This window comes from Kribbella italica (genome assembly GCF_014205135.1).
GTDB lineage: Bacteria > Actinomycetota > Actinomycetes > Propionibacteriales > Kribbellaceae > Kribbella > Kribbella italica.
The window spans coordinates 5,754,742-5,778,930 of record NZ_JACHMY010000001.1 but is presented as its reverse complement, the minus strand read 5'-3'; the positions used below and the strand labels follow the sequence as shown (position 1 = coordinate 5,778,930).

24 protein-coding genes are annotated in these 24,189 nt (G+C 70.6%); 16 read left to right on the top strand and 8 right to left on the bottom strand.

Annotation, left to right across the window (positions count from 1 at the left end):
* The first annotated feature begins 121 nt into the window (after positions 1 to 121).
* The 6 genes from HDA39_RS26855 (at position 122) to HDA39_RS26830 (ending at position 6,477) form a co-directional block, all read left to right on the top strand.
* Complete coding sequence (locus HDA39_RS26855; RefSeq protein WP_184799690.1) at positions 122 to 1,273, top strand: abortive phage infection protein; 1,152 nt, start codon at positions 122 to 124, stop codon at positions 1,271 to 1,273.
* Positions 1,274 to 1,399: 126 nt separating this feature from the next.
* The gene (locus tag HDA39_RS26850; protein WP_184799688.1) at positions 1,400 to 1,849 is read left to right on the top strand and encodes a MarR family transcriptional regulator; all 450 of its coding nucleotides are present in this window, start codon (positions 1,400 to 1,402) and stop codon (positions 1,847 to 1,849) included.
* A 69-nt stretch (positions 1,850 to 1,918) separates the two neighbouring features.
* Positions 1,919 to 3,175 carry a DUF1800 domain-containing protein gene (locus HDA39_RS26845; RefSeq protein WP_184799686.1) on the top strand — a complete coding sequence of 419 codons (1,257 nt, stop codon included), beginning with the start codon at positions 1,919 to 1,921 and terminating at the stop codon, positions 3,173 to 3,175.
* Positions 3,176 to 3,185: 10 nt separating this feature from the next.
* Positions 3,186 to 4,430, top strand: a complete 1,245-nt coding sequence (locus tag HDA39_RS26840) for a DUF1501 domain-containing protein (RefSeq protein WP_184799684.1) — start codon at positions 3,186 to 3,188, stop codon at positions 4,428 to 4,430.
* 38 nt (positions 4,431 to 4,468) lie between these two features.
* The gene (locus HDA39_RS26835; RefSeq protein ID WP_184799682.1) at positions 4,469 to 5,137 is read left to right on the top strand and encodes a response regulator transcription factor; all 669 of its coding nucleotides are present in this window, start codon (positions 4,469 to 4,471) and stop codon (positions 5,135 to 5,137) included.
* A gap of 2 nt (positions 5,138 to 5,139) precedes the next feature.
* The gene (locus HDA39_RS26830; protein WP_184806579.1) at positions 5,140 to 6,477 is read left to right on the top strand and encodes a HAMP domain-containing sensor histidine kinase; all 1,338 of its coding nucleotides are present in this window, start codon (positions 5,140 to 5,142) and stop codon (positions 6,475 to 6,477) included.
* Here the strand turns inward: HDA39_RS26830 and HDA39_RS26825 are convergent.
* Both HDA39_RS26825 and HDA39_RS26820 read right to left on the bottom strand, forming a co-directional pair.
* Positions 6,474 to 6,665 carry a DUF3099 domain-containing protein gene (locus HDA39_RS26825; RefSeq protein ID WP_337925910.1) on the bottom strand — a complete coding sequence of 64 codons (192 nt, stop codon included), beginning with the start codon at positions 6,663 to 6,665 and terminating at the stop codon, positions 6,474 to 6,476. The two genes, HDA39_RS26830 and HDA39_RS26825, sit on opposite strands and share 4 nt — an antisense overlap.
* A gap of 4 nt (positions 6,666 to 6,669) precedes the next feature.
* Entirely contained in the window at positions 6,670 to 7,575 is a 906-nt protein-coding gene (locus HDA39_RS26820) for a LysR family transcriptional regulator (RefSeq protein ID WP_184799680.1), read from the bottom strand.
* 71 nt (positions 7,576 to 7,646) lie between these two features.
* On the opposite strand from HDA39_RS26820, the gene HDA39_RS26815 reads away from it, so the two are divergent.
* The 6 genes from HDA39_RS26815 to HDA39_RS26785 all read left to right on the top strand — a co-directional run bounded on the left by HDA39_RS26815 (position 7,647) and on the right by HDA39_RS26785 (position 14,563).
* The gene (locus HDA39_RS26815) at positions 7,647 to 8,702 is read left to right on the top strand and encodes an SDR family oxidoreductase (protein ID WP_184799678.1); all 1,056 of its coding nucleotides are present in this window, start codon (positions 7,647 to 7,649) and stop codon (positions 8,700 to 8,702) included.
* A gap of 23 nt (positions 8,703 to 8,725) precedes the next feature.
* A complete protein-coding gene (locus HDA39_RS26810) occupies positions 8,726 to 9,316 on the top strand; it encodes a helix-turn-helix domain-containing protein (protein WP_184799676.1) in 591 nt (196 codons plus the stop codon).
* A 171-nt stretch (positions 9,317 to 9,487) separates the two neighbouring features.
* Positions 9,488 to 10,636, top strand: a complete 1,149-nt coding sequence (locus HDA39_RS26805) for an NAD(P)/FAD-dependent oxidoreductase (protein ID WP_184799673.1) — start codon at positions 9,488 to 9,490, stop codon at positions 10,634 to 10,636.
* Complete coding sequence (locus HDA39_RS26795) at positions 10,633 to 12,666, top strand: FAD-dependent oxidoreductase (RefSeq protein ID WP_337925909.1); 2,034 nt, start codon at positions 10,633 to 10,635, stop codon at positions 12,664 to 12,666. Before HDA39_RS26805 ends, HDA39_RS26795 begins: the two co-directional genes overlap by 4 nt.
* Positions 12,663 to 13,565, top strand: coding sequence for a dihydrodipicolinate synthase family protein (locus HDA39_RS26790; protein ID WP_184799671.1), 903 nt, complete (start codon positions 12,663 to 12,665; stop codon positions 13,563 to 13,565). Before HDA39_RS26795 ends, HDA39_RS26790 begins: the two co-directional genes overlap by 4 nt.
* On the top strand, positions 13,562 to 14,563 hold the full coding sequence (locus tag HDA39_RS26785) for a proline racemase family protein (RefSeq protein WP_184799669.1): 1,002 nt from the start codon (positions 13,562 to 13,564) through the stop codon (positions 14,561 to 14,563). Before HDA39_RS26790 ends, HDA39_RS26785 begins: the two co-directional genes overlap by 4 nt.
* On the opposite strand, the gene HDA39_RS26780 is transcribed toward HDA39_RS26785, so the two are convergent.
* Genes HDA39_RS26780 through HDA39_RS26760 form a run of 5 tightly spaced genes read right to left on the bottom strand, consistent with a single transcriptional unit; the run spans position 14,544 to position 19,341 of the window.
* Entirely contained in the window at positions 14,544 to 15,392 is an 849-nt protein-coding gene (locus tag HDA39_RS26780; protein ID WP_184799667.1) for a 5-oxoprolinase subunit C family protein, read from the bottom strand. The two genes, HDA39_RS26785 and HDA39_RS26780, sit on opposite strands and share 20 nt — an antisense overlap.
* A complete protein-coding gene (locus HDA39_RS26775) occupies positions 15,389 to 16,024 on the bottom strand; it encodes a 5-oxoprolinase subunit B family protein (protein WP_238356157.1) in 636 nt (211 codons plus the stop codon). Before HDA39_RS26775 ends, HDA39_RS26780 begins: the two co-directional genes overlap by 4 nt.
* A 19-nt stretch (positions 16,025 to 16,043) precedes the next feature.
* Positions 16,044 to 16,805 carry a LamB/YcsF family protein gene (locus HDA39_RS26770; RefSeq protein ID WP_184799665.1) on the bottom strand — a complete coding sequence of 254 codons (762 nt, stop codon included), beginning with the start codon at positions 16,803 to 16,805 and terminating at the stop codon, positions 16,044 to 16,046.
* A gap of 10 nt (positions 16,806 to 16,815) precedes the next feature.
* Positions 16,816 to 18,099 carry an NRAMP family divalent metal transporter gene (locus HDA39_RS26765; RefSeq protein WP_184799663.1) on the bottom strand — a complete coding sequence of 428 codons (1,284 nt, stop codon included), beginning with the start codon at positions 18,097 to 18,099 and terminating at the stop codon, positions 16,816 to 16,818.
* Positions 18,100 to 18,153: 54 nt separating this feature from the next.
* Positions 18,154 to 19,341, bottom strand: a complete 1,188-nt coding sequence (locus tag HDA39_RS26760; RefSeq protein ID WP_184799661.1) for a hypothetical protein — start codon at positions 19,339 to 19,341, stop codon at positions 18,154 to 18,156.
* A 126-nt stretch (positions 19,342 to 19,467) separates the two neighbouring features.
* Here HDA39_RS26760 and HDA39_RS26755 point away from each other — a divergent pair, with 126 nt between their 5' ends.
* The 4 genes from HDA39_RS26755 to HDA39_RS26740 all read left to right on the top strand — a co-directional run bounded on the left by HDA39_RS26755 (position 19,468) and on the right by HDA39_RS26740 (position 22,847).
* Positions 19,468 to 20,199, top strand: coding sequence for a GntR family transcriptional regulator (locus HDA39_RS26755; RefSeq protein WP_184799659.1), 732 nt, complete (start codon positions 19,468 to 19,470; stop codon positions 20,197 to 20,199).
* Positions 20,200 to 20,226: 27 nt separating this feature from the next.
* Positions 20,227 to 21,000, top strand: a complete 774-nt coding sequence (locus tag HDA39_RS26750; RefSeq protein WP_184799657.1) for a putative hydro-lyase — start codon at positions 20,227 to 20,229, stop codon at positions 20,998 to 21,000.
* 12 nt (positions 21,001 to 21,012) lie between these two features.
* The gene (locus tag HDA39_RS26745) at positions 21,013 to 22,434 is read left to right on the top strand and encodes an aminopeptidase P family protein (protein WP_184799655.1); all 1,422 of its coding nucleotides are present in this window, start codon (positions 21,013 to 21,015) and stop codon (positions 22,432 to 22,434) included.
* Between the two features lie 194 nt (positions 22,435 to 22,628).
* The gene (locus tag HDA39_RS26740; RefSeq protein WP_184799653.1) at positions 22,629 to 22,847 is read left to right on the top strand and encodes a hypothetical protein; all 219 of its coding nucleotides are present in this window, start codon (positions 22,629 to 22,631) and stop codon (positions 22,845 to 22,847) included.
* 51 nt (positions 22,848 to 22,898) lie between these two features.
* On the opposite strand, the gene HDA39_RS26735 is transcribed toward HDA39_RS26740, so the two are convergent.
* Positions 22,899 to 24,155, bottom strand: a complete 1,257-nt coding sequence (locus HDA39_RS26735) for a S1 family peptidase (RefSeq protein WP_184799651.1) — start codon at positions 24,153 to 24,155, stop codon at positions 22,899 to 22,901.
* Positions 24,156 to 24,189: the final 34 nt, after the last annotated feature.

Here is a 24,189-nt window from a genome sequence, read left to right as displayed (position 1 = left end):
AAGCAAGCAATCGCCCCGGCACATCAGTGCTGTGTCAGTCCTGGGCCGCAAAACTTAAGTTGCGCAAGGGAAAACCTCTGCCCGACGACCGTTCGCGGCGAGCGGCGGAGAGTTGTCCGGCATGAGCCAACCGATCAGCAGGTCCCGATTTCTGCAGCGCGCCGCCGCGCTCGGCGTGGTTGCCGCCACCGCCGGAACCGTTGCCGCGAGCCCCGCAACCGCAGCCCGTACGACGCCCGCCGGTACGCCGGACAAGCGCCATCTCGACTTCCGCGGCGTCGCCTACGACACCGGCACCGGATTCATCGGCGACGAGAGCCGTGTCCTCTGGCGTCCCGACATCGTCCGCGGCGAACTGAGTGCGATCCGCCACCGCCTGCACGCGAACTGGGTCAGCATCTACGGCACCCAGCCGAAGCGCTTGCGCGACACCGCCACCGAGGCGCTCCGGCAGGGCCTGCGCGTCTCGATCCAGCCGCGGTTCTTCGACGAGCCGCAGGCGGACTCGCTGCGCAAGCTCGCCGACGTCGCCCGGGACGCGGAGCGGCTGCGGCGCCGGTACGGGCCGGAGGTGATCCTGGTGATCGGCTGCGAGTTCATGCTGTTCACGCCGGGGATCGTGCCGGGCGCGGACTTCTTCGAGCGGGTCGAGCACCTGACCAACGGCAACCCCGACATGCCCGCGATCGTCCGCCGGTTCCGCGCTTACACCGCGAAGATGGCAAAGGTTGCCCGCAGCAACTTCCATGGACGGATCACGTACGGCGCGGCGACGGACCTGGAGCCGGTCGACTGGTCGCTGTTCGACATCGTCGGGCTGGACTACTACTCGTACCACGCGGATCCGGCGGCGCACACGGCCGAGCTGGCGCCGTTCCGGAAGTGGGGCAAGCCGATCCTGATCCTGGAGTTCGGCTGCTGCACGTTCACCGGCGCGGCCGAGGCCGGTGGGATGGGCTGGGACATCGTGGACTACACGGTCGATCCGCCGGCGATCAAGGACGGGTACGTGCGCAACGAGCAGGAGCAGGCGACGCACCTGGCGACCATGCTGGGCGTGTTCGCCAAGGAGGGGTTGCTGGGCGCCTCGCCGTACACGTTCATCTCACCGGACGCACCGCATCGGGCCGACGACCCCAAGCACGACGACGACATCGCGGGCTACGGGCTGGTCAAGGTGATCCGCGAGGACAGCTGGGACCCGGCGTCGCCGTACCGGTGGGAGCCGAAGAAGTCGTTCCACGCGGTGCGTGAGATCTACCGGCGAGGCTGAGGTGGAGCCGGGCTGGGCGGGGACGGCGGCCGGCATGGCTTTTCCGCGTCCGGTCGGTAGTCTGGTGACTAATACCCGCGTCCGCGACAGTTGCATGCGCGGACTATTGCTGGGTGAGGAGGAGCTGTGGGACTACCGGACGACGCCGCGGAGGCTCGGGCGCAGGGGTGGCGCACCCTAGCGGCTCTGCACGCGCGGATCGAGGACGAGCTGGAGCGCGCGCTGAACAAGCAGCACGGGCTCTCGGTGAGCGAGTACAGCGTGCTCGACGTACTGGCCCGGCAGGACGACTACCACCTGCGGATGAACCAGCTGTCGAACGCGGTGGTCCTGAGCCAGTCGGCGACGACGCGGCTGGTGAACCGGTTGGAGGACCGCCAACTGCTGTCGCGGTACCTGTGCCCGACGGATCGGCGCGGGATCTACACCGAGGTGACCGAGGCGGGGCGTGCGTTGCTGGCTGAGGCTCAGCCGACGCACGACGCCGTCCTGTCCGCTGCTCTGGAGAAGGCTGCTGAGCTGCCTGAGCAGGCGCCGCTGGTGAAGGCGCTGGCCGAGGTCGCACTGCCGGTCTGAACCTGTGGGTTGGCTGAAGATGGCTTTGGTTTGCTGGGGTTCTGGCCGGTCGGTGGCCAGGATCGGGGCATGGGTGAGATCAGCGAACGCGCCGCCGTCCGGCGGCTGAACGACCGGCTCGGGTTCGGGTCTGTTGGTTCGAACGAGGGGTTCGATGCGACCGTTGCGCGGCTGCTCGGGCCGCCGACGGTGGCCGTGGTACCGCCGCCCGGCCTGACACCACCGGAGTACGCGGGGAAGAAGGACGACAAGGCCGCGAAGAAGGCGGCGAACAAGCAGCGGGCGGCGCAGGAGTTGCGGCTGACCAGCTGGTGGCTGGACCGGATGGTCGCCGAGCCGACGGCGACCGAGCGGCTGACCTGGTTCTGGCACGGGCACTTCGCGACCAGCAACCAGAAGGTCCGCAACGCGCAGCTGATGTTCACGCAGAACCAGGCGTTCCGGACGCAGGCGCTCGGCAAGTTCGGGGACCTGGCCCGGGCGATGGTGGTCGACCCGGCGATGATCCGCTGGCTCGACGGCAACGCGAACCGCAAGGGCTCGCCGAACGAGAACCTCGGCCGCGAGTTCCTCGAGCTGTTCACGCTCGGGATCGGCCACTACAGCGAGGTCGACGTCTTCGAGGGCGCCCGTTGCCTGACCGGGTGGACGATCAAACGCGGCGCGACCCAGGCGCGCTTCGTCGCGGCCCGGCACGACGCGGACAGCAAGACCCTGTTCGGGAAGTCCGGCGCGTACGACGCGCGCGGGTTCGCCGACCTGGCCGTCGCGCAGGCGGCGTCGGCGCCGTTCGTGGTCGGGCGGTTGTGGTTCCGGCTGGTGTCGGCGACTCCGCCGTCCGCCGACGCGCTGCGGCGGTTGGTCGCGGCGTACGGGAGTGAGCGGGACGTACGTGCGCTGCTGCGGGCGATGGTGGCCGAGGCCGCCTTCACGGACAGCGCGTCGGCGTTGGTGAAGCAGCCGGTGGAGTGGGCGGTCGGGTTGCTGCGGGCGTTGCGGCTGCAGCCCGCGCGGCTGGACGAGAAGACGCGGATGAAGCTGATCGCCGGGTTGCGTGGCATGGGCCAGGTGCCGTTCCGGCCGCCGAGCGTGGGCGGGTGGCCTTCCGGCGGGAGCTGGCTGACCACGTCGGCCGGGGTGACGCGGCTGCAGGTGGCGCAATTGCTGACGAAGGCGGCCGAGCTGGACCCGGCGACCGACGTACAGGAGTTGCTGGGGGTGGACGGGTGGTCGGCCCGGACGAAGGCCGCGTTGGCTTCGGTGAAGGATCCCGCGCAGCTGACGGCCGTGGCCGCCTGCGCTCCCGAGTACGTCGTGAGTGGTTGAGGAGAAGACTGTGGACAACCTGACTCGACGCCGGTTCCTGACCATGAGTGGAGTGACGGCCGCGGGTGCGCTCGCGGTCGGCGCGACCCAGGTCAACTGGTCCGACCTGATGACCGCCGCGGTCCGCGATCCCTTGCCCAGCGGGGATTCCGTGCTCGTCGTCGTCACGCTGTACGGCGGGAACGACGGGCTGAACACCGTCGTACCGGCGGCTGATCCGGCATACCAGGACGCTCGGCCGGAGCTGGCGTACAAGCCCGAGGAGGTGCTCGATCTCGGGGAGGGGCTAGGGCTGAATCCGGGGCTCAAGGGGTTGAAGGGGCTGTGGGACGAGGACCGGCTGGCGGTGGTCCGGGGAGTCGGGTATCCGGAGCCGGACCGGAGTCATTTCCGGTCGATGGCGATCTGGCAGACGGCTTCGCCGGCGACGTCGGTGCCGACCGGGTGGCTCGGGCGGTGGCTCGATGCGACCGGCGCGGATCCGTTGCGGGCGGTGTCGGTCGAGCCGACGTTGCCGCCGATGCTGGCCGGGGCGACGACCGCGGCGGCGTCGTTGCCGGTTCGGGGGTTGAAGCTTCCGCAGGGTGCGTTGGGAGAGGCCTTCGCGGCGCTGGGGAAGCCGAGCCCCGGTGAGGAGCGCTGGCAGGCGCAGGCTGCCAAGTCGCTGGGTGATCTGCAGAACGCCGTACGGGTGCTGGGTGGTCACGAGGCCGGCGAACGGGAGGACGACGAGGACGAGGAGAAGACGAAGGGTGCTTCGGCTGGTGGGTCTTCGCAGCTGGGGACCCAGTTGGATCTCGTCGCCGGGCTGATCGAGGCCGGCGTACCGACTCGGGCCTACTCGGTGTCTTTGGGCGGGTTCGACACGCACGCGGACGAACGGGGCACCCAGCAACGACTGCTGACCGAGCTGGACTCGTCGTTGACGCCGTTCGTGCAGCGGCTGCGGAAGACCGATCGGGGCAAGAACGTGGTGGTGCTGGTGTACTCGGAGTTCGGGCGGCGGGTGCATGCGAACGGCAGCGACGGCACCGACCACGGGACCGCCGGTCCGCTCTTCGTGCTCGGGGAGAAGGTCAACGGCGGGTTCCACGGGGCTCAGCCGAGTCTCACCGACCTGTCGAACGGTGATCTGAAGTCGACGGTCGACTTCCGCGACGTCTACGCGTCCGTGCTCGGTGGGGTGCTGTCCACCGACCCGGGCAAAGTGCTGGCCGGCCACACCGGAGTCGTCGACGGGCTGCTGCGGGTGTGAGGTCCCGGTCCCGGGACGGACGGTGGCAGGATGACGGGATGGCGCGGGTGCTGCTGGTCGAGGACGCGGAGGTGCTCCGTACGTCGGTCGGGATCGCGCTGGAGGAGGCCGGGTTCGTGGTCGAGACGCGGGCCGACGGGGAGACGTTCGAGCGGGATCTCGCGGAGTACGACCCGGATCTGGTGCTGCTGGACGTGATGCTTCCGGGGCGCGACGGGTTCGCGTTGCTGTCGGTTGCTCGGGAGGTTTCCAACGCCGGCATCGTGTTGCTAACGGCGCGGGACGGCGTACAGGATCGGCTGCACGGGCTGCGGACGGGGGCTGATGACTATGTGGTGAAGCCGTTCGTGCTGGCGGAGTTGATTGCGCGGGTCGAAGCGGTGCTGCGGCGGATGGGGCGGTTGCGGACGGTCGTCCAGGTGGCCGATCTGACCGTTGACGTGGATGCGGGCACTGCTTCGCGCGGTGGTCGGCCGCTGGTTCTCACGGCGACCGAGTTGAAGCTGCTGAGCTTTCTGGCCGGTCGGCAAGGGCGGGTGGTCGGCAAAACCCAGCTGCTGACCGCTGTGTGGGGGTACGACGACTACGCGCCCAACTTGGTGGAGGTCCACATCAGCGCGCTGCGGCGCAAGCTCGAAGCTCATGGTCCGCGGCTGCTGCACACGATTCGAGGGACTGGCTACATCTTGCGGGCGGACCAGTCGTGAGTATGCCGTTGCGGACTGCTTCGTTGCGGCGGCGGGTGACCTGGTTGGCCTTGCTGGTGCTGGTGGTGGTTCTGCCAGTGACCGGACTCGTGGTGAAGAGCGTCTTCGACGCGCAGGCCGAGCGGAACCTGGACGCGCTGCTGAGTGGGCGGACTCAGTTGGCGCAGCAGTTGGCTCGGCAGAATGTCGCTCCCGCGGCGCTCGTACGGCGGATCGATGCTGACGGCGTACGGGTGACGTTGGTGCTGCGGTCCGGCCAGGTGCTCGGGGCTCCGCCGGTGGAGGCTTCGAGCGCCGTTCGGCAGGTGCGGGCGACGCTGCAGGCGGGGCAGCGGACGCGAGGGGCGGAGCTGACGTTGTCGGCCGACACCTCGTTGCTGGCGGAGGCGAGCGGGACGTTGCGACGTACGTTGCTGATCTCGGGGGCTGCGGCGCTGGTGATCACCGCGGTGGCGCTGGTGGTCGGGATGCGGTTCGCGCTGGCGCCGTTGGACGCGATGACGGGGTTGGCGCGGTCGATCGCGGCCGGGCGGCGGGGTGGGCGGTTGCAGCCGACGCGGGACGACACGGAGCTCGGACGGACGGCGGCCGCGTTCGACGAGATGCTCGATGCGCTGGAGGGCGCGGAGCAGCAGGCGCGGGGATCGGAGGCGCGGATGCGGGAGTTCGTGGCCGACGCCGCGCATGAGCTGCGGACGCCGGTCGCGGGGATCCGGACCGCGGCGGAGACGCTGCTGCGGCTCGGGCCGGATGCGTCGCGGCGGGAGGAGTTGGAGTTGTTGCTGGTTCGCGAGTCCCAGCGGGCGGGTGCGTTGGTGGACGATCTGCTGGACCTTGCGCGGATCGACGCGGGGCTGGAGCTGCGGCTGCGGCCGGTGCGGTTGAAGGAGATCGCGGTGGCGCAGGTGGAGCGGCTTCGGCTTGCTGCTCCGGAGCTGACGGTGGAGGTCGTTGGTGAGGACCTTGAACTGCAAGCCGATCCGGAGCGAGTTGCGCAGGTGCTGACCAATCTGACGAACAACGCACGGACGGCGGCCGGTGATCGGGGGAAGATCGAGATCCTCGTCCGCCGAGTGCCGGGGGAGGGCGGAGGGCCAGAGGGCGCCGCAGGCCCGGCGTACGCGGAGATTGTTGTGCAGGACAACGGACCTGGGGTCTTGCCGGTGGACCGGGAGCGGATCTTTCGGCGATTGGTGCACAGTCCGGCGACTCGGGGGTCGGGGCTGGGGTTGCCGATCGCGCGGGGGTTCGCTCGGGCCCACGGCGGGGATCTGACGTGTGGTGACCGGGCGGACGGGCAGCGAGGAGCTGCGTTCCGGTTGGTGCTGCCGTTCGGCTAGTCCTGGCGGTTGTTGGCGACGATCGCGGCGACCGGTGGGAGGACCGCGGCGACTGCGCTCATGGCGATGGCGGCGGGGATCGAGAACAGGCGGACCACGAACCAGGCCAGGATGATGAGGCCGACGCAGGTGCCCATGATCAGGACGTACGCGCGTTGGTTGCCGGGGCGGCCGGTGAGTTTCGGCACGGTGTCAGCGTACGCCGGGAGTTTGCGCCGTACCGGGGATCTGGGACCAGGTGGTGGTGAGGACCTCGATGAAGGCTGTCGTGAGGGGGTCTGGGGTGCCTCGGGTGTACGCCGTGAGGGGGCGGCTGATCGGCGGGTCGGGGCGGAGGACGTGGCCGTCGAAGCCGGTCGGGAGGATGTTGGCGGGGACGAGCGCTGGGCCCAGGCCGGCGGCGGCCAGAGCGGGGGCGGCGGCGGTTTGTTCGGTGCGGACGGCGATGCGGGGCTCGAAGCCGGCTTGAGCGCAGGCCTGGTCGAGTAGGTCGGCGAGGCCGTGGCCGGGCGTGTAGTGGACCCACGCGCGGGCGGCCAGGTCTTTCAGCTTGATCTTGGACCGACGGGCCAGTGGATCGTCGACTGCCACGACTACGACGAACTCTTCGATGCCCAGGACGTGGGGTGGTGTCGGCCAGCTCGAGGGAGCCGGGCCGATGGCTACGTCTGCCTGGCCGGTGGTCATGGCCTCGGTCAGCTCCGTGGTGTGGCGGTGTTCGAACAGGCGGATGCCGACCTCGGCGTACTGGCGGCGCCAGGCCTTCAGCACCGGGGGCAGGATGCCGAGGCTGATCGAGTAGAGCGTCGCGATCTGCAGCTCACCTGCTTCGAGGCCGGCGGCTTGGCGGGCGGCGCAGCGGGCGCGTTCGGCGTCGGCGAGGGCGGCCCGGGCGTGCGGGAGCATCGCGCGGCCGGTGGGTGTGAGGCGCAGGTTCTTGGGGAGGCGCTCGAGCAGCGGGCCGCCGGCGGAGCGCTCCAGGGCGCGGATCTGGTGGGACAGCGCGGGCTGGGTGACGTGCAGCAGCTCGGCGGCCCGCGTGAAGGAGCCCTCGTCGACGACTGTCACGAGGTACTCCAGCTGCCGGAGCGTCGCCATGCACGGAGTTTATGCACATTGTGAAAAGGATGCCTTGGACTTATCCACAGGTTCACCCACATGCTGGGGATATGACGGAGCAGAAGGTCGCGCTCGTGGTGGGCGCGCGCGGTGTGATCGGCAGCAACCTGGTGGAGCACCTGCACGGACTCCCTGACTGGGAAGTCGTCGGACTGTCCCGGCGGGGCGGCGACGACGTGGACGGCGTACGGCACGTCGCGGTGGATCTGCTCGACGCCGACGACAGCCGGGCGAAGCTCGCGGGGCTCAGCGACGTGACGCATGTGTTCTATGCGGCGTACCAGGAACGCCCGACGTGGGCCGAGCTGGTCGCGCCCAACCTCGCAATGCTGACCAACGTGGTCGACGCGATCGAGCCGGTCGCCCGCGGGCTGGAGCACGTGAGCCTGATGCAGGGCTACAAGGTGTACGGCGCGCATCTCGGTCCGTTCAAGACGCCGGCCCGCGAGGACGACCCGCCACACCTGCCGCCCGAGTTCAACGTGGACCAGCAGGACTTCCTGGTCGAGCGGCAGCGTGGCAAGGCGTGGACCTGGTCCGCGCTGCGGCCGTCGGCCGTCGGCGGTACCGCGCTCGGCAACCCGATGAACCTGGCGGTCGCGATCGCCGTCTACGCGTCGATCTCGAAGGAGCTCGGGGTGCCGCTGCGGTTCCCGGGCAAGCCGGGCGCGTACGACGCGCTGCTGGAGCTGACCGATGCCGGGTTGCTGGCCAAGGCAACGGTCTGGGCGGCGACCGAGCCGCACGCGGCGAACCAGGCGTTCAACATCACCAACGGGGACCTGTTCCGGTGGAGCGAGCTGTGGCCGAAGCTGGCCGCGTGGTTCGAGCTGCCGGTGGCGCCGCCGCTGCCGATGCCGTTGCAGGACGCGATGGCGGACAAGGAAGCGCTCTGGGACCGGATGCAGGCTTCGCACGGGCTCGCCGGCACGTCGTACGCCGAAGTGTCGTCGTGGGGGTTCGCGGACTTCGTGTTCGGGTGGGACTACGACTTCTTCGCGGATGGGTCGAAGGCGCGGCGGGCCGGGTTCCACGAGTACGTCGAGACCGAGCAGATGTTCTACCGGCTGTTCGAGGAGCTGCGGAAGGCCCGCGTCATCCCGTAGGCCGGTATGGCATGCTCCGGGCCATGGCTGGTCAGGGAGCGGGGCGCGTGCTCGGGGTGAACCTGCGCGCGCGGCGCGACGAGCAGGGGATCTCGCTGTCGGAGCTGGCCCGGCGGTCGGGGATCGCGAAGGGCACGCTGTCGCAGCTGGAGTCCGGGGCGGGCAATCCGACGATCGAGACGGTGTTCAGTCTGTCGAACGCTCTGGGAGTGCCGGTGTCGGCGCTGCTGAACGAGCCGCCGGCGTCGGACCTGGTGCTCGTGCGGTCGGCGGACGTCGAGGCGCTGAGTGGTGCCGCGGTGGATCTGCGGATGCTGCGGCGGCTGGAGAGCCCGGGGAGTCTGTTCGAGGTGTACGACCAGCGGATCCGGCCTGGTGAGGTGCAGCACTCGAGCGGGCATCCGGGGACCGAGCATCACGTGATCTTGACTGGTCGCGTGCGGATCACTGCCCGGGACCGGAGTCAGGAGCTCGGGCCGGGGGACTACCTGGCGTTCCGGGCGAACGGGCCGCACGAGTACGAGGCGCTGGACGGCGAGGTGCGGTCGGTGCTGCTGCTGGAGTATCCGCCGGACACGATGCCCGTGGTGCTCGAGACATTGCACGCGGACTGATCTCCTCCACCTGCTTCTGAAAGGGAAGACAGGTGTCGAGGAGAGTCCCATCAGGGGAGGAAGGGGAGGCGCGGGGAAGACTTGGGGCAGGTTGAGCCCGTTGACCTCCGGTGGTTGGCGTCGTACGCTCGAATCGTTCATTAAAGTGAACGGCGACGATGAGGTCAGGGTATGCCGGACGTGGTGGTGGTCGGGGCAGGGGTGATCGGTGCCGCCTGTGCTGAGGCGCTGTCGGCGGCCGGGGTCGACGTGACGGTGATCGATCGGGGGACGCCGGCCGGCGGGACGACCGCTTCCGGTGAGGGCAACGTGCTGGTCTCGGACAAGGAGCCGGGGCCGGAGTTGACGTTGGCCATCGCGTCGCGGCGGGAGTTCGGGGTGGTGCTCGCGCGGTTGCCGGAGCAGGTCGCCGATGTCGAGTGGGAAGCCAAGGGCGGGCTGGTCGTCGCGAAGGGTGAGCCGGAGCCGTTGGAGAAGTTCGCCAAGACGCAGCGTGAGGCGGGGGTCGACGCGCGGGTGATCAGCCCGGCCGACGCGTTCGAGCTGGAGCCGTTGCTGACCCGGGCGGTGACGACGGCGGTCTACTACCCCGACGACGCGCAGGTGCAACCGGTGCTGTTGGCAACGGCTTTGCTGGCCGCCGTACGGGCTCGTGGTGGTGAGGTCCGGGCCGGCGTGACGGCGATCGCCGTACGGCAGAAGGACGGTCGGGTGACGGGGGTCGAGACCGAGGCCGGCGTGATCGAGTGTGACGCCGTCGTGAACGCGTGCGGGCCGTGGGCCGGATCGTTCGGTACGGCGGCCGGCGGGCCGATCGAGATTCTCCCGCGGCGCGGGATGATCCTGGTGACGGCTCCGCTGCCGGAGTGCGTCCGGCACAAGGTGTACGACGCGGACTACGTCGGCGCGGTCGGGAGCGGTGACGCCGACCTGCAGACCTCGACGGTCGTCGAGTCGACGCGGGCCGGGACCGTGCTGATCGGGTCGAGCCGGGAGCGGATCGGGTTCGACGACGCGGTCAAGGTGCACGTGCTGCGGGAGCTGGCGCGGAAGGCGGTCGGGATCTTCCCGTTCCTGGCCGACGTCCCGGTGATGCGGACGTACGGCGGGTTCCGGCCGTACGCGCCGGACCACCTGCCGGTGATCGGGCCGGATCCGCGGGTCCCGGGGTTGTGGCACGCGACCGGGCACGAAGGCGCCGGGATCGGCCTGGCGCCGGCGACCGGGCGGTTGCTGACCGAGCTGTTCATCGGGGTGCCGCCGCACCTGGACCCGTCGCCGTTCCGCGTGGATCGGCCGGCTGTGGTGGGGGTGTCGTGAGTCCGTACTTGCGTTCCGCGGAAGGGGATCCGGCCGAGCCGCGGTTCGGGCCGCCGGTGGAGATCACGGTCGATGGCGAGCGGGTCGACGCGTTGCCGGGGCAGACGGTTGCGGCGGCGTTGATGGCGACCGGGCGGGAGTCGTGGCGGACGACGCGAGGGGCGGAGAAGCCTCGGGGTGTGTTCTGCGGGATCGGGGCGTGCTTCGACTGTCTCGTGGTGGTGAACGGGACGCCTGATGTGCGGGCGTGCCAGCGGACGGTGTCGGCCGGGGACGAGATCAGCACGCAGATCGGGGCGATGCTGCCGGGACCAGGCGCCGGCGAGGAGAGGACGATGCGCGGGAGCGCGCGGTCGGCGTGGGACAGCAGCCGGCAGGCCTTTCAAGTACCGGCCACCGGTCGGGGGCCGGTACTTGAAGGGGGCCAGGCGGCGAGCAGGCCAGTGGCCAACGACGCGCGGTCGGCGTGGGACAGCAGCCGGCAGGCCTTTCAAGTACCGGCCAGCCATCGGGGGCCGGTACTTGAAGGGGGCCAGGCGGCGACCAGGCCAGTGGCTAACGACGCGCGGTCGGCGTGGGGCAGCAGCCGGCACGCCTTTCAAGTACCGGCCACCGGCCGGGGGCCGGTACTTGAGGGGGTTCTGGCGGTTGGTTCGTCGTACGACGTTGTGGTGATTGGGGCTGGGCCTGCGGGGCTGAATGCTGCGTTGGCTGCTGCTGAAGCGGGCGTTGCGGTGGGGTTGATCGACGCTGGGCGGAGTGTTGGTGGGCAGTTCCATCGGCAGTTGCCGGAGGAGTTCTCGGCGGAGCGGCCGGGGCGGTTGCAGCACGGGTGGGGGAAGTTCGTTCAGTTGCGGGATCGGGTGGGTCGGCATCATCGGGTGACGCACCTGGCGGAGACCTCGGTGGTTGCGATCGAGGGGAAGCGGTTGTGGGTGCAGCGCGGGGCCGCTGATGCTGTGGGGCGGCGGGTCGAGGCTGTGGACGCGGGGGCGATCGTGCTGGCGCCGGGGGCGTTCGATCGGGTGTTGCCGTTCAGAGGGTGGGATCTGCCGGGGGTTTACAGCGCGGGGGCGGCGCAGGCGTTGGCCAAGGGGCAGCGGATCGCTGTCGGGCAGCGGGTGGTGCTGGCGGGGACCGGGCCGTTCTTGCTGCCGGTGGCTGAGGCGTTGCTGGGGGTTGGGGCTGAGGTTGTCGGCCTGTACGAGGCCAATGCGTTGCGGACGGTGGCGCGCGGCTGGATGAGCGATCCATTGGTTGCCCGAGGCAAGCTGCTTGAAGCGGCGGGGTACGGCGGGGTGCTGGCGCGGCGGGGGATTCGGCTGCGGCACGGCCGGGCGGTGATTGCCGCGCACGGTGATGGGCGGGTTGAGGCGGTGACGGTGGCTCGGCTGGATGCTGACTGGCGGCCGATCGCTGGGTCGGAGGAGCAGGTCGAGGTCGACGCTGTCTGTGTTGGTTACGGGTTCACGGCGCAGCTGGAGTTGGCGGTTGCGGCGGGGTGTGGGCTGACTGGGGACGGGTCGGCGGTGGTGGTCGACGCGCGGCAGGAGACGAGCTCGTCGGGGGTGTACGCCGCGGGGGAGATCACTGGGATCGGTGGCGCGGACTTGGCTTCGGCTGAGGGCCGAGTTGCCGGAGCGGCGGCTGCGCGCCGGGTCGCCGGGCGCGAGGTGGCGGGGGCAGGGGATCGGGCTGCGGGTGAGGTTGCCAAGGGCAAGCGGTTTGCGGCGGCCCTGGCGGCGGCGTACCCGGTGCGGGACGGGTGGAAAGCGTGGAGTGACGACCAGACGGTGGTCTGCCGGTGCGAAGAGGTCTCGCGGGGGGATCTCGAGCGGACAAGGCAGACCAGAGGGCTGGAGACGGGGAAGAGTTTGAAGCTGGCCGGCCGGGTGGGGCTCGGGTTGTGCCAGGGGCGGGTGTGTTCGCGGAACGCGGCCTGTCTGACCGGCGACGGGCCGGCTGACCACAAACGAACGATCGCGGTGCCGGTCCGGCTCGGCGACCTGGCCAACGAGGAGGAACTGTGAGCGAGAAGCTTGATGGCGTGATCGTGGCGACCGCACTGCCGTACGCCGAGGACGCGAGCGCGCCGGCGGGACTGCGGCCCGATCTGGACAAGTACGCCGAGCACTGCCGCTGGGTGATCGAGAACGGCTGCCGCGGTGTCGGGCCGAACGGGTCGCTCGGCGAGTACTCGTCGCTGTCCGACGACGAGCGCCGCGCCGTCGCGCGGACCGCGATCGAGGCGGTCGGTGACGACGGGATCGTGGTCGTCGGCGTGCACGGCGTCGGCGCCCACCAGGCCCGCAGCTGGGCGGAGAAGGCGGCCGAGGACGGCGCGCACGGCGTATTGTGCCTGCCGCCGACGATGTACCGGGCCAACCGCGGCGAGGTCGTGCACCACTTCAGCGAGGTCGCCAAGGCGGGCCTGCCGGTGATGGTCTACAACAACCCGCTCGACACGAAGGTCGACCTGACGCCGGACCTGCTCGCCGAGATCGCGCAGCTGGAGAACATCGTGGCGGTGAAGGAGTTCTCCGGCGACGTCCGGCGGATCCTGGAGATCCGCGAGAAGGCGCCGGAGCTGACCGTCGTCGCCGGCGCGGACGACCTGACGCTGGAGGCGCTGCTGATGGGCGCGACCGGCTGGTTCGCCGGGTTCCCGAACGTGTTCCCGGCCGAGTCGGTGCGCCTGTTCAACCTCGCGCTCGAGGGGAAGCTGGCCGAGGCCCGTGCGCTGTACGAGCCGCTGGTGGCGTCGTTCCGGTGGGACTCGCGGGTCGAGTTCGTCCAGGCGATCAAGTGGGCGATGGACTACGTCGGCCGGTACGGCGGCCCCTGCCGCCCGCCGCGCGGCCCGCTGGTTCCCGAGCACGTCGCGCAGCTGGAGCAGGACATGAAGCGCGCCGTAGAGTCGTTGGTATGAGGTCTGTTCGTACACTCGCCGCGATCGACTCGCACACCGAGGGGATGCCGACCCGGGTGATCACCGGTGGGGTCGGCGTCATCCCGGGCACGACAATGGAGGAGCGGCGCCAGTACTTCCTGGCGCACGACGACGACCTGCGGCTGTTCCTGATGAACGAGCCGCGCGGTCACTCGGCGATGAGCGGCGCGATCCTGCAGCCGCCGACCCGGCCGGACGCGGACTGGGGCGTGCTCTACATCGAGGTGTCCGGCTGCCTGCCGATGTGCGGGCACGGGACGATCGGCGTCGCGACCGTGCTGGTCGAGTCGGGCATGGTCCCGGTCAGCGAGCCGCTGACGCAGGTCCGGCTGGACACCCCGGCCGGGCTGGTCGTGGTCGACGTCGCGGTGAAGGACGGCCGGGCCGAGCACGTCACGCTGCAGAACGTCCCGGCGTACTCGCACGCTCTGGACGCCTCGGTGGAGGTGAAGGGGCTCGGGACGGTCACGTACGACCTGGCGTACGGCGGGAACTTCTACGCGATCCTGCCGCTGGAGCAGCTCGGGATTCCGTTCGACCGGTCGGAGAAGGACCGGATCCTGCAGGCGGGCCTGGACATCATGGCCGCGATCAACGAGAACGACCGGCCGGTGCATCCGGAGGATGCGGGGATCTCGGGGTGCAAGCACGTCCAGTTCACGGCGCCGGGGCGGGACGGGAGCGACTCGCGGAACGCGATGGCGATCTACCCGGGCTGGTTCGACCGGTCGCCGTGTGGCACGGGGACGTGTGCGCGGATGGCGCAGCTGCATGCTCGCGGTGAGCTGGAGCTGGGACGGGAGTTCGTGAACGAGTCGTTCATCGGGACGAGCTTCACGGGGAAGTTGCTGGAGACAACGACTGTCGGTGGGCGGCCGGGAGTCGTGCCGACGGTGCGTGGGCGGGCGTGGATCACGGGGATGGGCAACTACTGGCTGGACCCGACGGATCCGTTCCCTACCGGGTTCGTTCTCTGAAACGCAACGACTGGCCCGGGCGGAGTTGGCCGCAGAGGTCCAGGTCCGGGGCGGCGACGTAGCCGATGACCGGGTAGCCGCCGGTGACCGGGTGGTCGGCGAGGAACAGGACCGGGAGGCCGGACGGCGGGATCTGGAGGGCGCCGAGCTCCATGCCCTCGCTGACGAGCTCGCCGTCCCGGGCCCGTTCGAGCGGCTGCCCTTCGAACCGTACGCCGACGCGGTTGCTGTTGCTGCTGACCGTGTACGACTGGCCGGTCAGCGACTGCCAGCCGGCGTCGGTGAACCAGTCGCGGCGGGGGCCGGGGAGGACCTGGACCACTACCTCGCCACCGGGTGGGTCCGCGACGGGGGCGAGGTCGACGCCGGGCATCGGGCCGTGATCCTTGCCTAGGGCAAGTACGTCGCCGACGGCGACCGGCGCCGGGCCGAGGCCGGAGAGCAGGTCGGTCGAGCGGGAACCGAGGACCGGATCGACGTCGAGGCCGCCGCGGAAGGCGACGTACGTGCGAAGGCCGGTGCGCGGGGGGCCGAGCTGGAGGACCTCGCCCTTGCGGAGCAGGGCCGGGGCATTGAGTGCGACGTTCGAGCACGGTGCCCCGGCGACGGCGTACACGAGGTCGGCCTCGGCGAGCACCGAGAGCCCGCCGAAGGTGACTTCCAGGGCGGCGGCGTCGGGGTGGTTGCCGACGAGACGGTTCGCCAGCTGGTACGACGTCCGGTCGCACGCGCCGGACCGGCCGATGCCGAGTGCTGCTTGGCCGGGACGGCCGGAGTCCTGGATGGTGGTCAGTGGGCCGGTCGCCAGGACCTCGAAGCGGGCGGTCATCCGCGCCGGCCGTTGGGGGCGGCGGAGGAGGTGGCGTCGACGAAGCGGATCCGGCGGCCGGGGCTCAAGAGAGCAGCAGGGTCTTGGTCGAGGTCGAAGACGTTGACGTCCGTGCGGCCGAGCAACTGCCAGCCGCCGGGCGACTCCCGCGGGTAGACCCCGCTGAACTCTCCGGCCAGTGCGACCGAGCCGGCGGGGACCTTGGTGCGCGGCGACGACCGGCGGGGAATGTCCCAGGACGACTCGCCGGTGAGGTAGCCGAAGCCGGGCGCGAAACCGCAGAAGGCGACCGTCCACTCCTCGGCCGTGTGGCGCTGGACGACCTCCTCGATCGAGCAGGAGAGCAGCTCGGCGACGTCGGCGAGGTCCTCGCCGTCGTACACGACGGGGATCTCGACGAGGTCGCCGCCGATGCGGCGGTCTACCAAAGGGGTTGTGCTGAGCAAGATGCGTTCCAGGGCCGCAAGGTCGGTGTGGTCGACGGTCACCATCACGGTCCGGCCCGCCGGCACGATGTCGACGACACCGGCCGGCGGGTCGGCGCGCAGCGCCGCGTAGTACCCGAGGACCTCGTCGAGGTCCCCGAGCTCCACGAGCAACGCCGAGCTGCCGCAGGGAAGGACACGCATCATGCAGGCGCCTCGCCGCAGCTCACGCCGCGAACGGGGTCAGTTCGACCCCGGCGTCGGTGAGGGCCTTGCGGACCCGCTGAGCGATCTGTACGGCGCCAGGCGTGTCCCCGTGCAGGCAGATCGACCCGGGCTCCAACCGCAGCTCGCCGCCCTTGACGTCCTTGATCGGCGCACCGGTCGCCATCGCCACGCACCGCCGGGCGATCTCGCGCCCGTCGTGCAGCACCGAACCAGACTCGCGCCGCGAGACCAGCGTCCCGTCCGGCGAGTACGCCCGGTCGGCGAAGGCTTCGTGGACGACGGTCAGCCCGGCCTCCTCGGCCAGCTTCAGCCAGACCGCGCCGGGCAGCCCGAGCACCGGCAGCGCGCGGTCGTAGTCCGCGACCGCCGCCACGACGGCCGCGGCCTGCTCCTCGTGGTGCCCGATCGTGTTGTACAGCGCGCCGTGCGGTTTCACGTACGCGACCTCGGACCCGGCGACCCGGGCGAAGGCGTCCAGCGCGGCGATCTGGTACAGCACCTCGTCCCGCAGCGCGGCCGGTTCGATGTCGATGAACCGCCGGCCGAAGCCGGGCTTGTCGGCGTACCCGACGTGCGCGCCGATCGCGACGTCGCGATCGGCGGCCCGGCGGCAGACCGCCCGCATGATGGAGGGGTCGCCGGCGTGGAAACCGCAGGCGACGTTGGCGCTGGTGACGACGTCGAGCAGGGCGTTGTCGTCGCCCATCGCCCAGTTGCCGAAGCCTTCGCCGAGGTCGGCGTTCAGGTCGACGGTGCTCATCGCGGGCCTCCTAGTTGAACAGGTCGATGACCGGGCGGACGGAGCGCACGGCCAGGTAGATGGTGAGCAACCAGGCGGCGGCGCCGATCCCGAGGAGCCAGGCCGGGTAGTGGTAGCCGTTCAGCAGGTCCTTGCGTCGCCATGCCACCCAGAGAAGCACACCGATCCCGACGGGCAGCAGCAGACCGTTGAACGCGCCCGCGAAGACCAGCAGCGTGGTCGGCGCGGTCCCGACGGCCAGGTAGATGATCGTGGTGACCGCGATGAACCCGACCACGAGAGCGGTCCGCGTCCGGTCGCTGGTCTTGGTTCGGGAAGTGATGAACGAGACCGTCGTGTACGACGCACCGATCACGCTCGTGATCGCCGCGGCCCACAGCACGATCCCGAAGACCCGCAGCCCGACCTCGCCGGCCGCCTGCTGGAACGCCGACGCGGCCGGGCTGGCCGGGTCGAGCTTCGCGCCGCCGGCCACCACGCCGAGGATCGCCAGGAACAGCACGATCCGCATCACGCCGGTGATCAGGATGCCGGTCACCGAACCGCGGGTGATGTCGCGGATGTGCTCGGGGCCGCTGATGCCGGAGTCGAGCAGGCGGTGCGCACCGGCGTACACGATGTAGCCGCCGATGGTGCCGCCGATCAGGGTGGTGATGGCCAGGAACTCGACCTGCTCGGGCAGTACGACGTTCTTCAGGGCTTCGCCGACCGGTGGGCCGGAGGTGATCGCGATGTACGTCGTGAGCACGATCATCAGCGCACCGAGCACGAACACGATCCGGTCCATCGCCAGCCCGGCGCGTTTCGACAAGAAGATGCCGATGGCAACGAGCGCCGAGAGCGCGCCGCCGAGCTTCGGGTCCAGTCCGAACATCGCGTCGGTGCCCAGCCCGGAGCCGGAGACGTTGCCGATGTTGAAGACCAGGCCGCCGACGAACAGCAGCGCGGCCATCGCCCAGCCGAGCCCGGGGGCGACCAGGTTGCCGAGCTCCTGCGCGCGCCGGCCGGAGACGCCGATCACCCGCCAGACGTTCAGCTGCAGGGCGATGTCGACCAGGATCGACGCGGCGATGGCGAAGGCGAACGCGGCGCCGAGCTGGACCGTGAACGTCGTGGTCTGGGTGATGAAGCCCGGCCCGATGGCCGAGGTGGCCATCAGGAACATCGCGCCGATCAGCGTCGATCGGGTACTGGCCTTCATCGAGCCGGTGGACTCGGAGGTGGGGCGGCCGACACGGCGGACCGGGCGTCGTGAGCCCGGTTTGGTCGGCGGCTTGAGCGGCGGGTTGGCCATGGTTGTCTCCTGGTCTCAGCAAACGGGGTGTTGAGAGAAGGGACCGGTCCGGAGCTAGGGCCGGACGGTCTTGCCGGCGGCCTCGACGAGGGCGACGGTCTGATCCACGACAGCCTTGCGGTCAGCCTCGAACTCGGGGCTGGTCAGTGCACTCACATCGGTGGGGTACTCCAGGGCCGAGATGTGCAGGTGCCCACCCGGCATGGTCGGGTGACCGGTCCCCAGCCGCAGCCGGTTGGTCCGGTACATCGACTCGTTCGACAGATAGTTGCTGCCCGGGGCGCTGGCCGCGTGCGAACCCGGCGACGGGTCGGGCGCGGCGCGCAGGGCCTCGGGATCGGGGAAGGTGCCGGCCGGCCACTCGGTGATGCCGGGGTTGAGCGTGACCGGCCACGGGCCGGTGCCGGCGGCGATCATCGCGGCGTACGGGAGCGTGGTCTCGATGAACTGCGGCGACGGCTGCGGCTGCGGCCAGAGCGCGGCGGCCGAGATCGGGCCCCAGTTGAGCGCGCGGTTGTTGTCCGGCGTACCGCCGCGGAAGCCGCCGGCCCACTTCTCGACGTGCATGGCGCCGCGGCGGGTCTGGCTGATCGTCATCAGCGCGTCGATCGCGCCGCGGTGGCGCGGGTCGTCGGGACCGACCAGCCACGGGCCGAAGGCGTCCTCGACGATGCCCTGGTCGAAGTCGGTCCAGTTCACCGGGAGGATCACGGCCTGGGCCGTGAGCTCGCCGACCTGCCGCCCGTGCAGCTGCAGCGCTGCGGCGCCGGACGGGTTGGAGTGCCGGAGGCTGTCGTCGAGGCTGTAGGTGTCGAAGCCGCTGACCAGGAGCTTGGCGCCGTCGTCCGGGAACGACACCTGATCGATCCCGCGGGAGGCGTAGTCGAACTGCCGGAGGATCGCCCGGTGCTGCAGGTTGGTCAGCGGGAACGACGGCTCCCACTCGCGGACGGCGCGGCTCATCGAGGTCCGGGCCCAGTAGAGCGGGCGGTCGTCGTACGGGTCGATGGTGCCGGAGGTGAGGCGGCCCTGGGCTCGGTCGACGGCGGTCGTCCACAGGGCGGCGCCGGCTTCTTGGATGACGGTCGCGGCCTCGGCGACGCCGGCGTGGCCGGTGAGCTTGGCGGTGAAGTCGTCGACCAGGCCCTCGAAGCCGGCCGCCTCAAGGAAGTCGCGGGCGACCGGGGTCGTGCGGCCGGGCAGGCTCAGCGTCATGCGCTGCTCCTCGACGGTCAGCATCATGGCGACTCCCTGCGATCGACTGCGCTACGACTGGTGACCTCAAAGGTAGAGATTGTTCAACAATCCTGCAAGACTCTCGTTCAACGCAGTTTCGCTTCCCGGCCCGGAGTGGGTGATGATGCGAGGGTGTCCAGTTCCAGCGAGATCCGTCCGACCGCTGAGCCCGGGACCGACACGTCCTGGCTGCGGTCCGTCGCGGACGACGCCGCGCTCTTCGACCGGAGCAGTTCGGCCGAGCGGGTCGCCGACGTCCTGCGCCGCCGGATCACCGAAGGGGTGCTCCGGCCCGGGACCCAGTTGTCCGAGGAACTGCTCAAGGAAGCCCTCCAGGTCAGCCGGAACACGCTGCGTGAGGCCTTCCGGCTGCTCACCCACGAAGGCCTGCTGGTGCACCGGATGCACCGCGGCGTCTTCGTCCCCGACCTCACCGAGGACGACCTGCTCGACCTCTACCGGCTCCGGCGCGTGCTCGAGTGCGACGTCGTACGGACGCTCGACGGCCTGGAGCCCGACCAGCTCGAGCCGCTGCGCGAGGACGTCGCCGCCAGCGAGGCCGCCGCCGGGGCCGGGGACTGGATCTCGGTCGGTACGGCGAACATGCGCTTCCACCGGCACCTCGTCGGCCTGGCCGGCAGCACCCGGATGGACGAGATCACCGGGCGCCTGCTCGCCGAGCTGCGCCTGCTCTTCCACGTCATCGCGACACCGCGGGCTCTGCACGAGCCGTACATCGCGCGCAACCGTTCCCTGCTCGAACTGCTCGAAGCCGGTGAGTACACCCGCGCCGCCGACGAGCTCAACGCCTACCTGCTCGACTCCCAGGCGGCCCTGCTCGCCGCCTTCCGCGCTCGGCCGTGACCTGGGGGTCCTCGCGAAGGAGCCCCGATGACCGCCACTCCCGCCGAAGCCCGCGCCCGCTACCGCGACGGACTCGTCGCGCCGACCACCGGCCACGCGCCCGGATTCACCCAGGCGAACCTGGTGATCCTGCCGCGCGACTGGGCGTACGACATGCTGCTGTTCGGCCAGCGCAACCCGCAGCCGGTCCCGCTGCTCGACGTCACGGACGCCGGATCGTTCCGTACGACGCTCGCTCCTGAGGCCGACCTGCGCACCGACCTTCCGCAGTACCGGGTCTGGCGCGACGGCGAACTGGTCGACGAGCCGAGTGAGATCACCGGGCTGTGGCGCGACGACCTGGTCAGCTTCCTGATCGGGTGCAGCTTCAGCTTCGAGACCGCATTGATGGATGCCGGCGTACCGGTGCGGAACCTCGAGCAGGGGCGGAACGTGTCGATGTACGAGACGTCGATCCGGTGCCGTCCGGCCGGGCGGCTCGAAGGGCCGCTGGTGGTGTCGATGCGGCCGATCCCGGCTTCGTTGGTGGCGACCGCGGTCCAGGTGACCGGGCGGATGCCGCAGGTGCACGGAGCGCCGGTGCACGTCGGCGAACCGGCGGCGCTGGGAGTGCGCGACCTCGCCGTACCGGACTTCGGGGAACCGGTGCAGAGCGCTCCCGGCGATGTTGCCGTTTTTTGGGCTTGCGGAGTGACGCCCCAAGCTGCGTTGATGGCTTCACGGCCCCCGTTCGCGATCACGCACGCCCCCGGGCACATGTTCGTGACGGATGTGCCGGACAGCGTCTACCGACAGCCGTAGGGGAGCAGGGGCATGGGCGAGGACAGAACCGAAGAGCAGCGCAAGTCGTACCGGCCGATCGACGCGAAGGGGTTCCGGGACGCGATTCCGCGGAACTGGGGGCCGGTCGACCGGTCGGTCGTGCTGCCGGAGGGCCTGGCCGAGGCGGCCGCCGAGCACCGGCGGAAGCTCAGTACGGCGCTGCCGGGGCGGCGGATCGCGCTCGGGGCCGGGCAGGCGCCGGTGCGGTCGAACGACACCGACTACCGGTTCCGCGCCGACAGCGACTTCGTCTGGCTGACCGGGTGCCAGGCCGAGGGCGCCGTCCTGGTGATCTCGGCGGACGGCGACGCGACGCTCTACCTGCGGGAGACCGCCGGGCCGGACGAGGCCGACTACTTCGCGAACGCGCGCGACGGCGAGCTGTGGATCGGGCCGGTGCCGGGGCTGAAGGACTGGTCGGAGGCGCTGCAGATCGCGTGCCGGCCGATCGAGGAGCTGCCGGCCGCCGTACGGGGTGCTGTGCCGTTCATGCTGTCCGTGCCCGGGGTCGAACCGATGCTGGACGCGCTGGTGCGGACCTCACGGACCGACGGCGACATCCTGCGGCAGTCGATCTCGGAGCTGCGCCGAATCAAGGACGACTGGGAGCTCGACCAGCTGCGCGAGGCGGTCGCGGCGAGCGTGCAGGGCTTCGCGGACGTCGCCCGGGAGTTGCCGGAGGCGATCCGTGGTGGGGGCGAGCGGTGGCTGGAGGGGACGTTCGACCGGCGTGCCCGTACGGCGGGCAACGGGGTCGGCTACGCGTCGATCGTTGCTGCCGGCAATCACGCGCCGGTGCTGCACTGGGTGCGCAACGACGGCGCGGTGCGCGAGGGCGACGTGATCCTGCTGGACGCCGGAGTCGAGACGCGGACGCTGTACACCGCCGACGTGACCCGGACGTTCCCGGCGACCGGTGAGTTCACGGCGCCGCAGCGTCAGGTGTACGACCTGGTGCACCAGGCGCAGCTGGCCGCGCTCGCGGCGGTGACGCCCGGTGCGCCGTACCGGGCCTTCCAGTACGAGGCGATGCGCGTGCTCGTCGAGGGCCTGCGGGACTGGGGCATCGTCGACGTCTCGCTCGACGAGGCACTCGGCCCGGACGGCCAGCAGCACCGCCGGTACGTCGTCTGCGGCCTCGGCCACTTCATCGGCCTGGACGTCCACGACTGCGACGCCGCCCGCCCCGAGACCTACTTCGCCGCCGACCTCGAGGTCGGCATGGCCCTGGCGGTCGAGCCCGGCCTCTACTTCCACCCCCACGACGAGACCGTCCCACCCGAGCTCCGCGGCATCGGCATCCGCATCGAGGACAACGTCGTCGTCCACTCCGACCGCCTCGAGATCCTCACCGACCCCCTCCCGATCACCGCCGAAGGCCTGGAACAGTGGGTCAAGGCCCAGCGACAGTGAGCAGTCAATCAATCACTTAAAAAAATGTGGTCACAGGTAGTAACGCTGGGGCGGGTGGCTCCGATGTAGTCAGCGGGGGAGGGTCGCTTTCGGCTCGGTGCGTGGTGGTGGGGGGCCGCGGCCACGCACCGGCCGGACGGCCCCGGCTTGGGCCCGGGGGGACCCAGGGGGAGTGAGGCACGGGGGTGCGGACGATGAATCTACGGGTGCGGGTTGTGCACTGCGGCTGTGCGGGCGGCCGGCACTGGTACGCCGACATCGACGACGCGGAGGATCCGCAGCCGGACGATCCGTTCTGGTACGTCGACGGGTGTGCGAGTCAGGCGCAGGCGCTCGAGACGGCCTGCCGGCAGTTGTCGAGCTTGGCCCGCAAGGTGTATCGCGGCGATCGCCTGGTGCGGGTGCTGGACTGACAGACCGAAGCCCCCACCTGATGAGGGTGGGAGCTTCGGTCTGTCCCGGAGTCAGCCCCGGGTCAGCGTGACGCCGTAGTAGTTCGCGGCGTCGACGACCGGCTGGTAGAACGAGTACGAGCCGGTGGCGTTGCCGCCCTGGTTGAAGCCGCAGTCGTGACCGTCCGACGGGCCGCCGGACGTCATGCCCTGCGCGACGGTGCCGGAGATGTACGCACCGCCGGAGTCGCCGCCCTCGGTGCAGACGGTCGACCGGGCCAGGCCGCTGGTGCGGGTCACGCTGCCGCCCGCGCCGCCGTAGTTGACGGTGAGGTTGTACTGCGTGATCGTGCCGCAGGTCCAGCCGGTGGTGTTGCCGGCCTTGCAGATCGTCGAGCCGACCGGAGCCTTCGACGAGCCGGTGACGCGCGTGGTCTGGCCGTTGCGGTTGTCGATGTAGCCGCGGCCGACGTTGTTGGCGTCGATGTCCATCAGACCCATGTCGACGCTCGGCTGCCCGGTCCGGAAGCGGCTCGCGACGCCGACTCCGAGCCGTACGCCGGACGCGTTCTGCACCCGCGGGTTGCCCTCGACGCAGTGGCCCGCGCTGAGCATCACGTTGTCGCTGCCGTTGCGCGTCCCGGAGAAACCGAGCGAGCAGTTCGTGCCCGGGACCAGGTCCATGATCTGGCCGCCGATCACGTCGGCGGTCATCGCCAGCGTCGTCGTGTTCGTCGACACGACCACGCCCGGGACCGCCCTCAACTGCTTGACCAAGGCAACGGTCTTCGCGGACTGCCGGCCGGGCTGCAGGATGATCCGCAGCGTGTCGGTCGGCAGGTCGGCGCCGATCTGCTGGACCTGCGTCGAGCCGGACCTGTCGATCAGGGCCTGGGCCCGCGTCTGCAGCGCGGTCAGCGCCTGCTCGCCGCGGGCGACGGTCCGCGGGGTCAGGCCGTTCGCCGTGGCGGCGTCAGCGGCGGCGGTGCTGTGCACGTTCACGACCAGCCGGCGGGCCGAGTCGAAGAACGCACCGTCCAGGCCGGGCTCGGCCTTGGCGGCGCGGGGGGCCTTGGCCAGCTGGGCCTGCACGGCTTCGAGTGCGTCGGTCTTGCTGTGCTCGGCGTCCAGCCGGAGCTTGGCGTCGGACGCCGAGACACCCCAGCTCGTGCCGAGGACGTCGTACACGCCGTCGATCGGCTCGGGGGCCGGCGCACTGCTCGCGGACTGGATCGGCGCCAGGGCGGCGGCGCCGAGTCCGAGTGCCAGAGCAGCTCCGACCAGGGTTTTGCGGAACTGTCGGGGGCGGGGCGGGGAAACAAAGGACATGGTCACATCCGGTTCCTCTGGGTGGCCTTGCCTC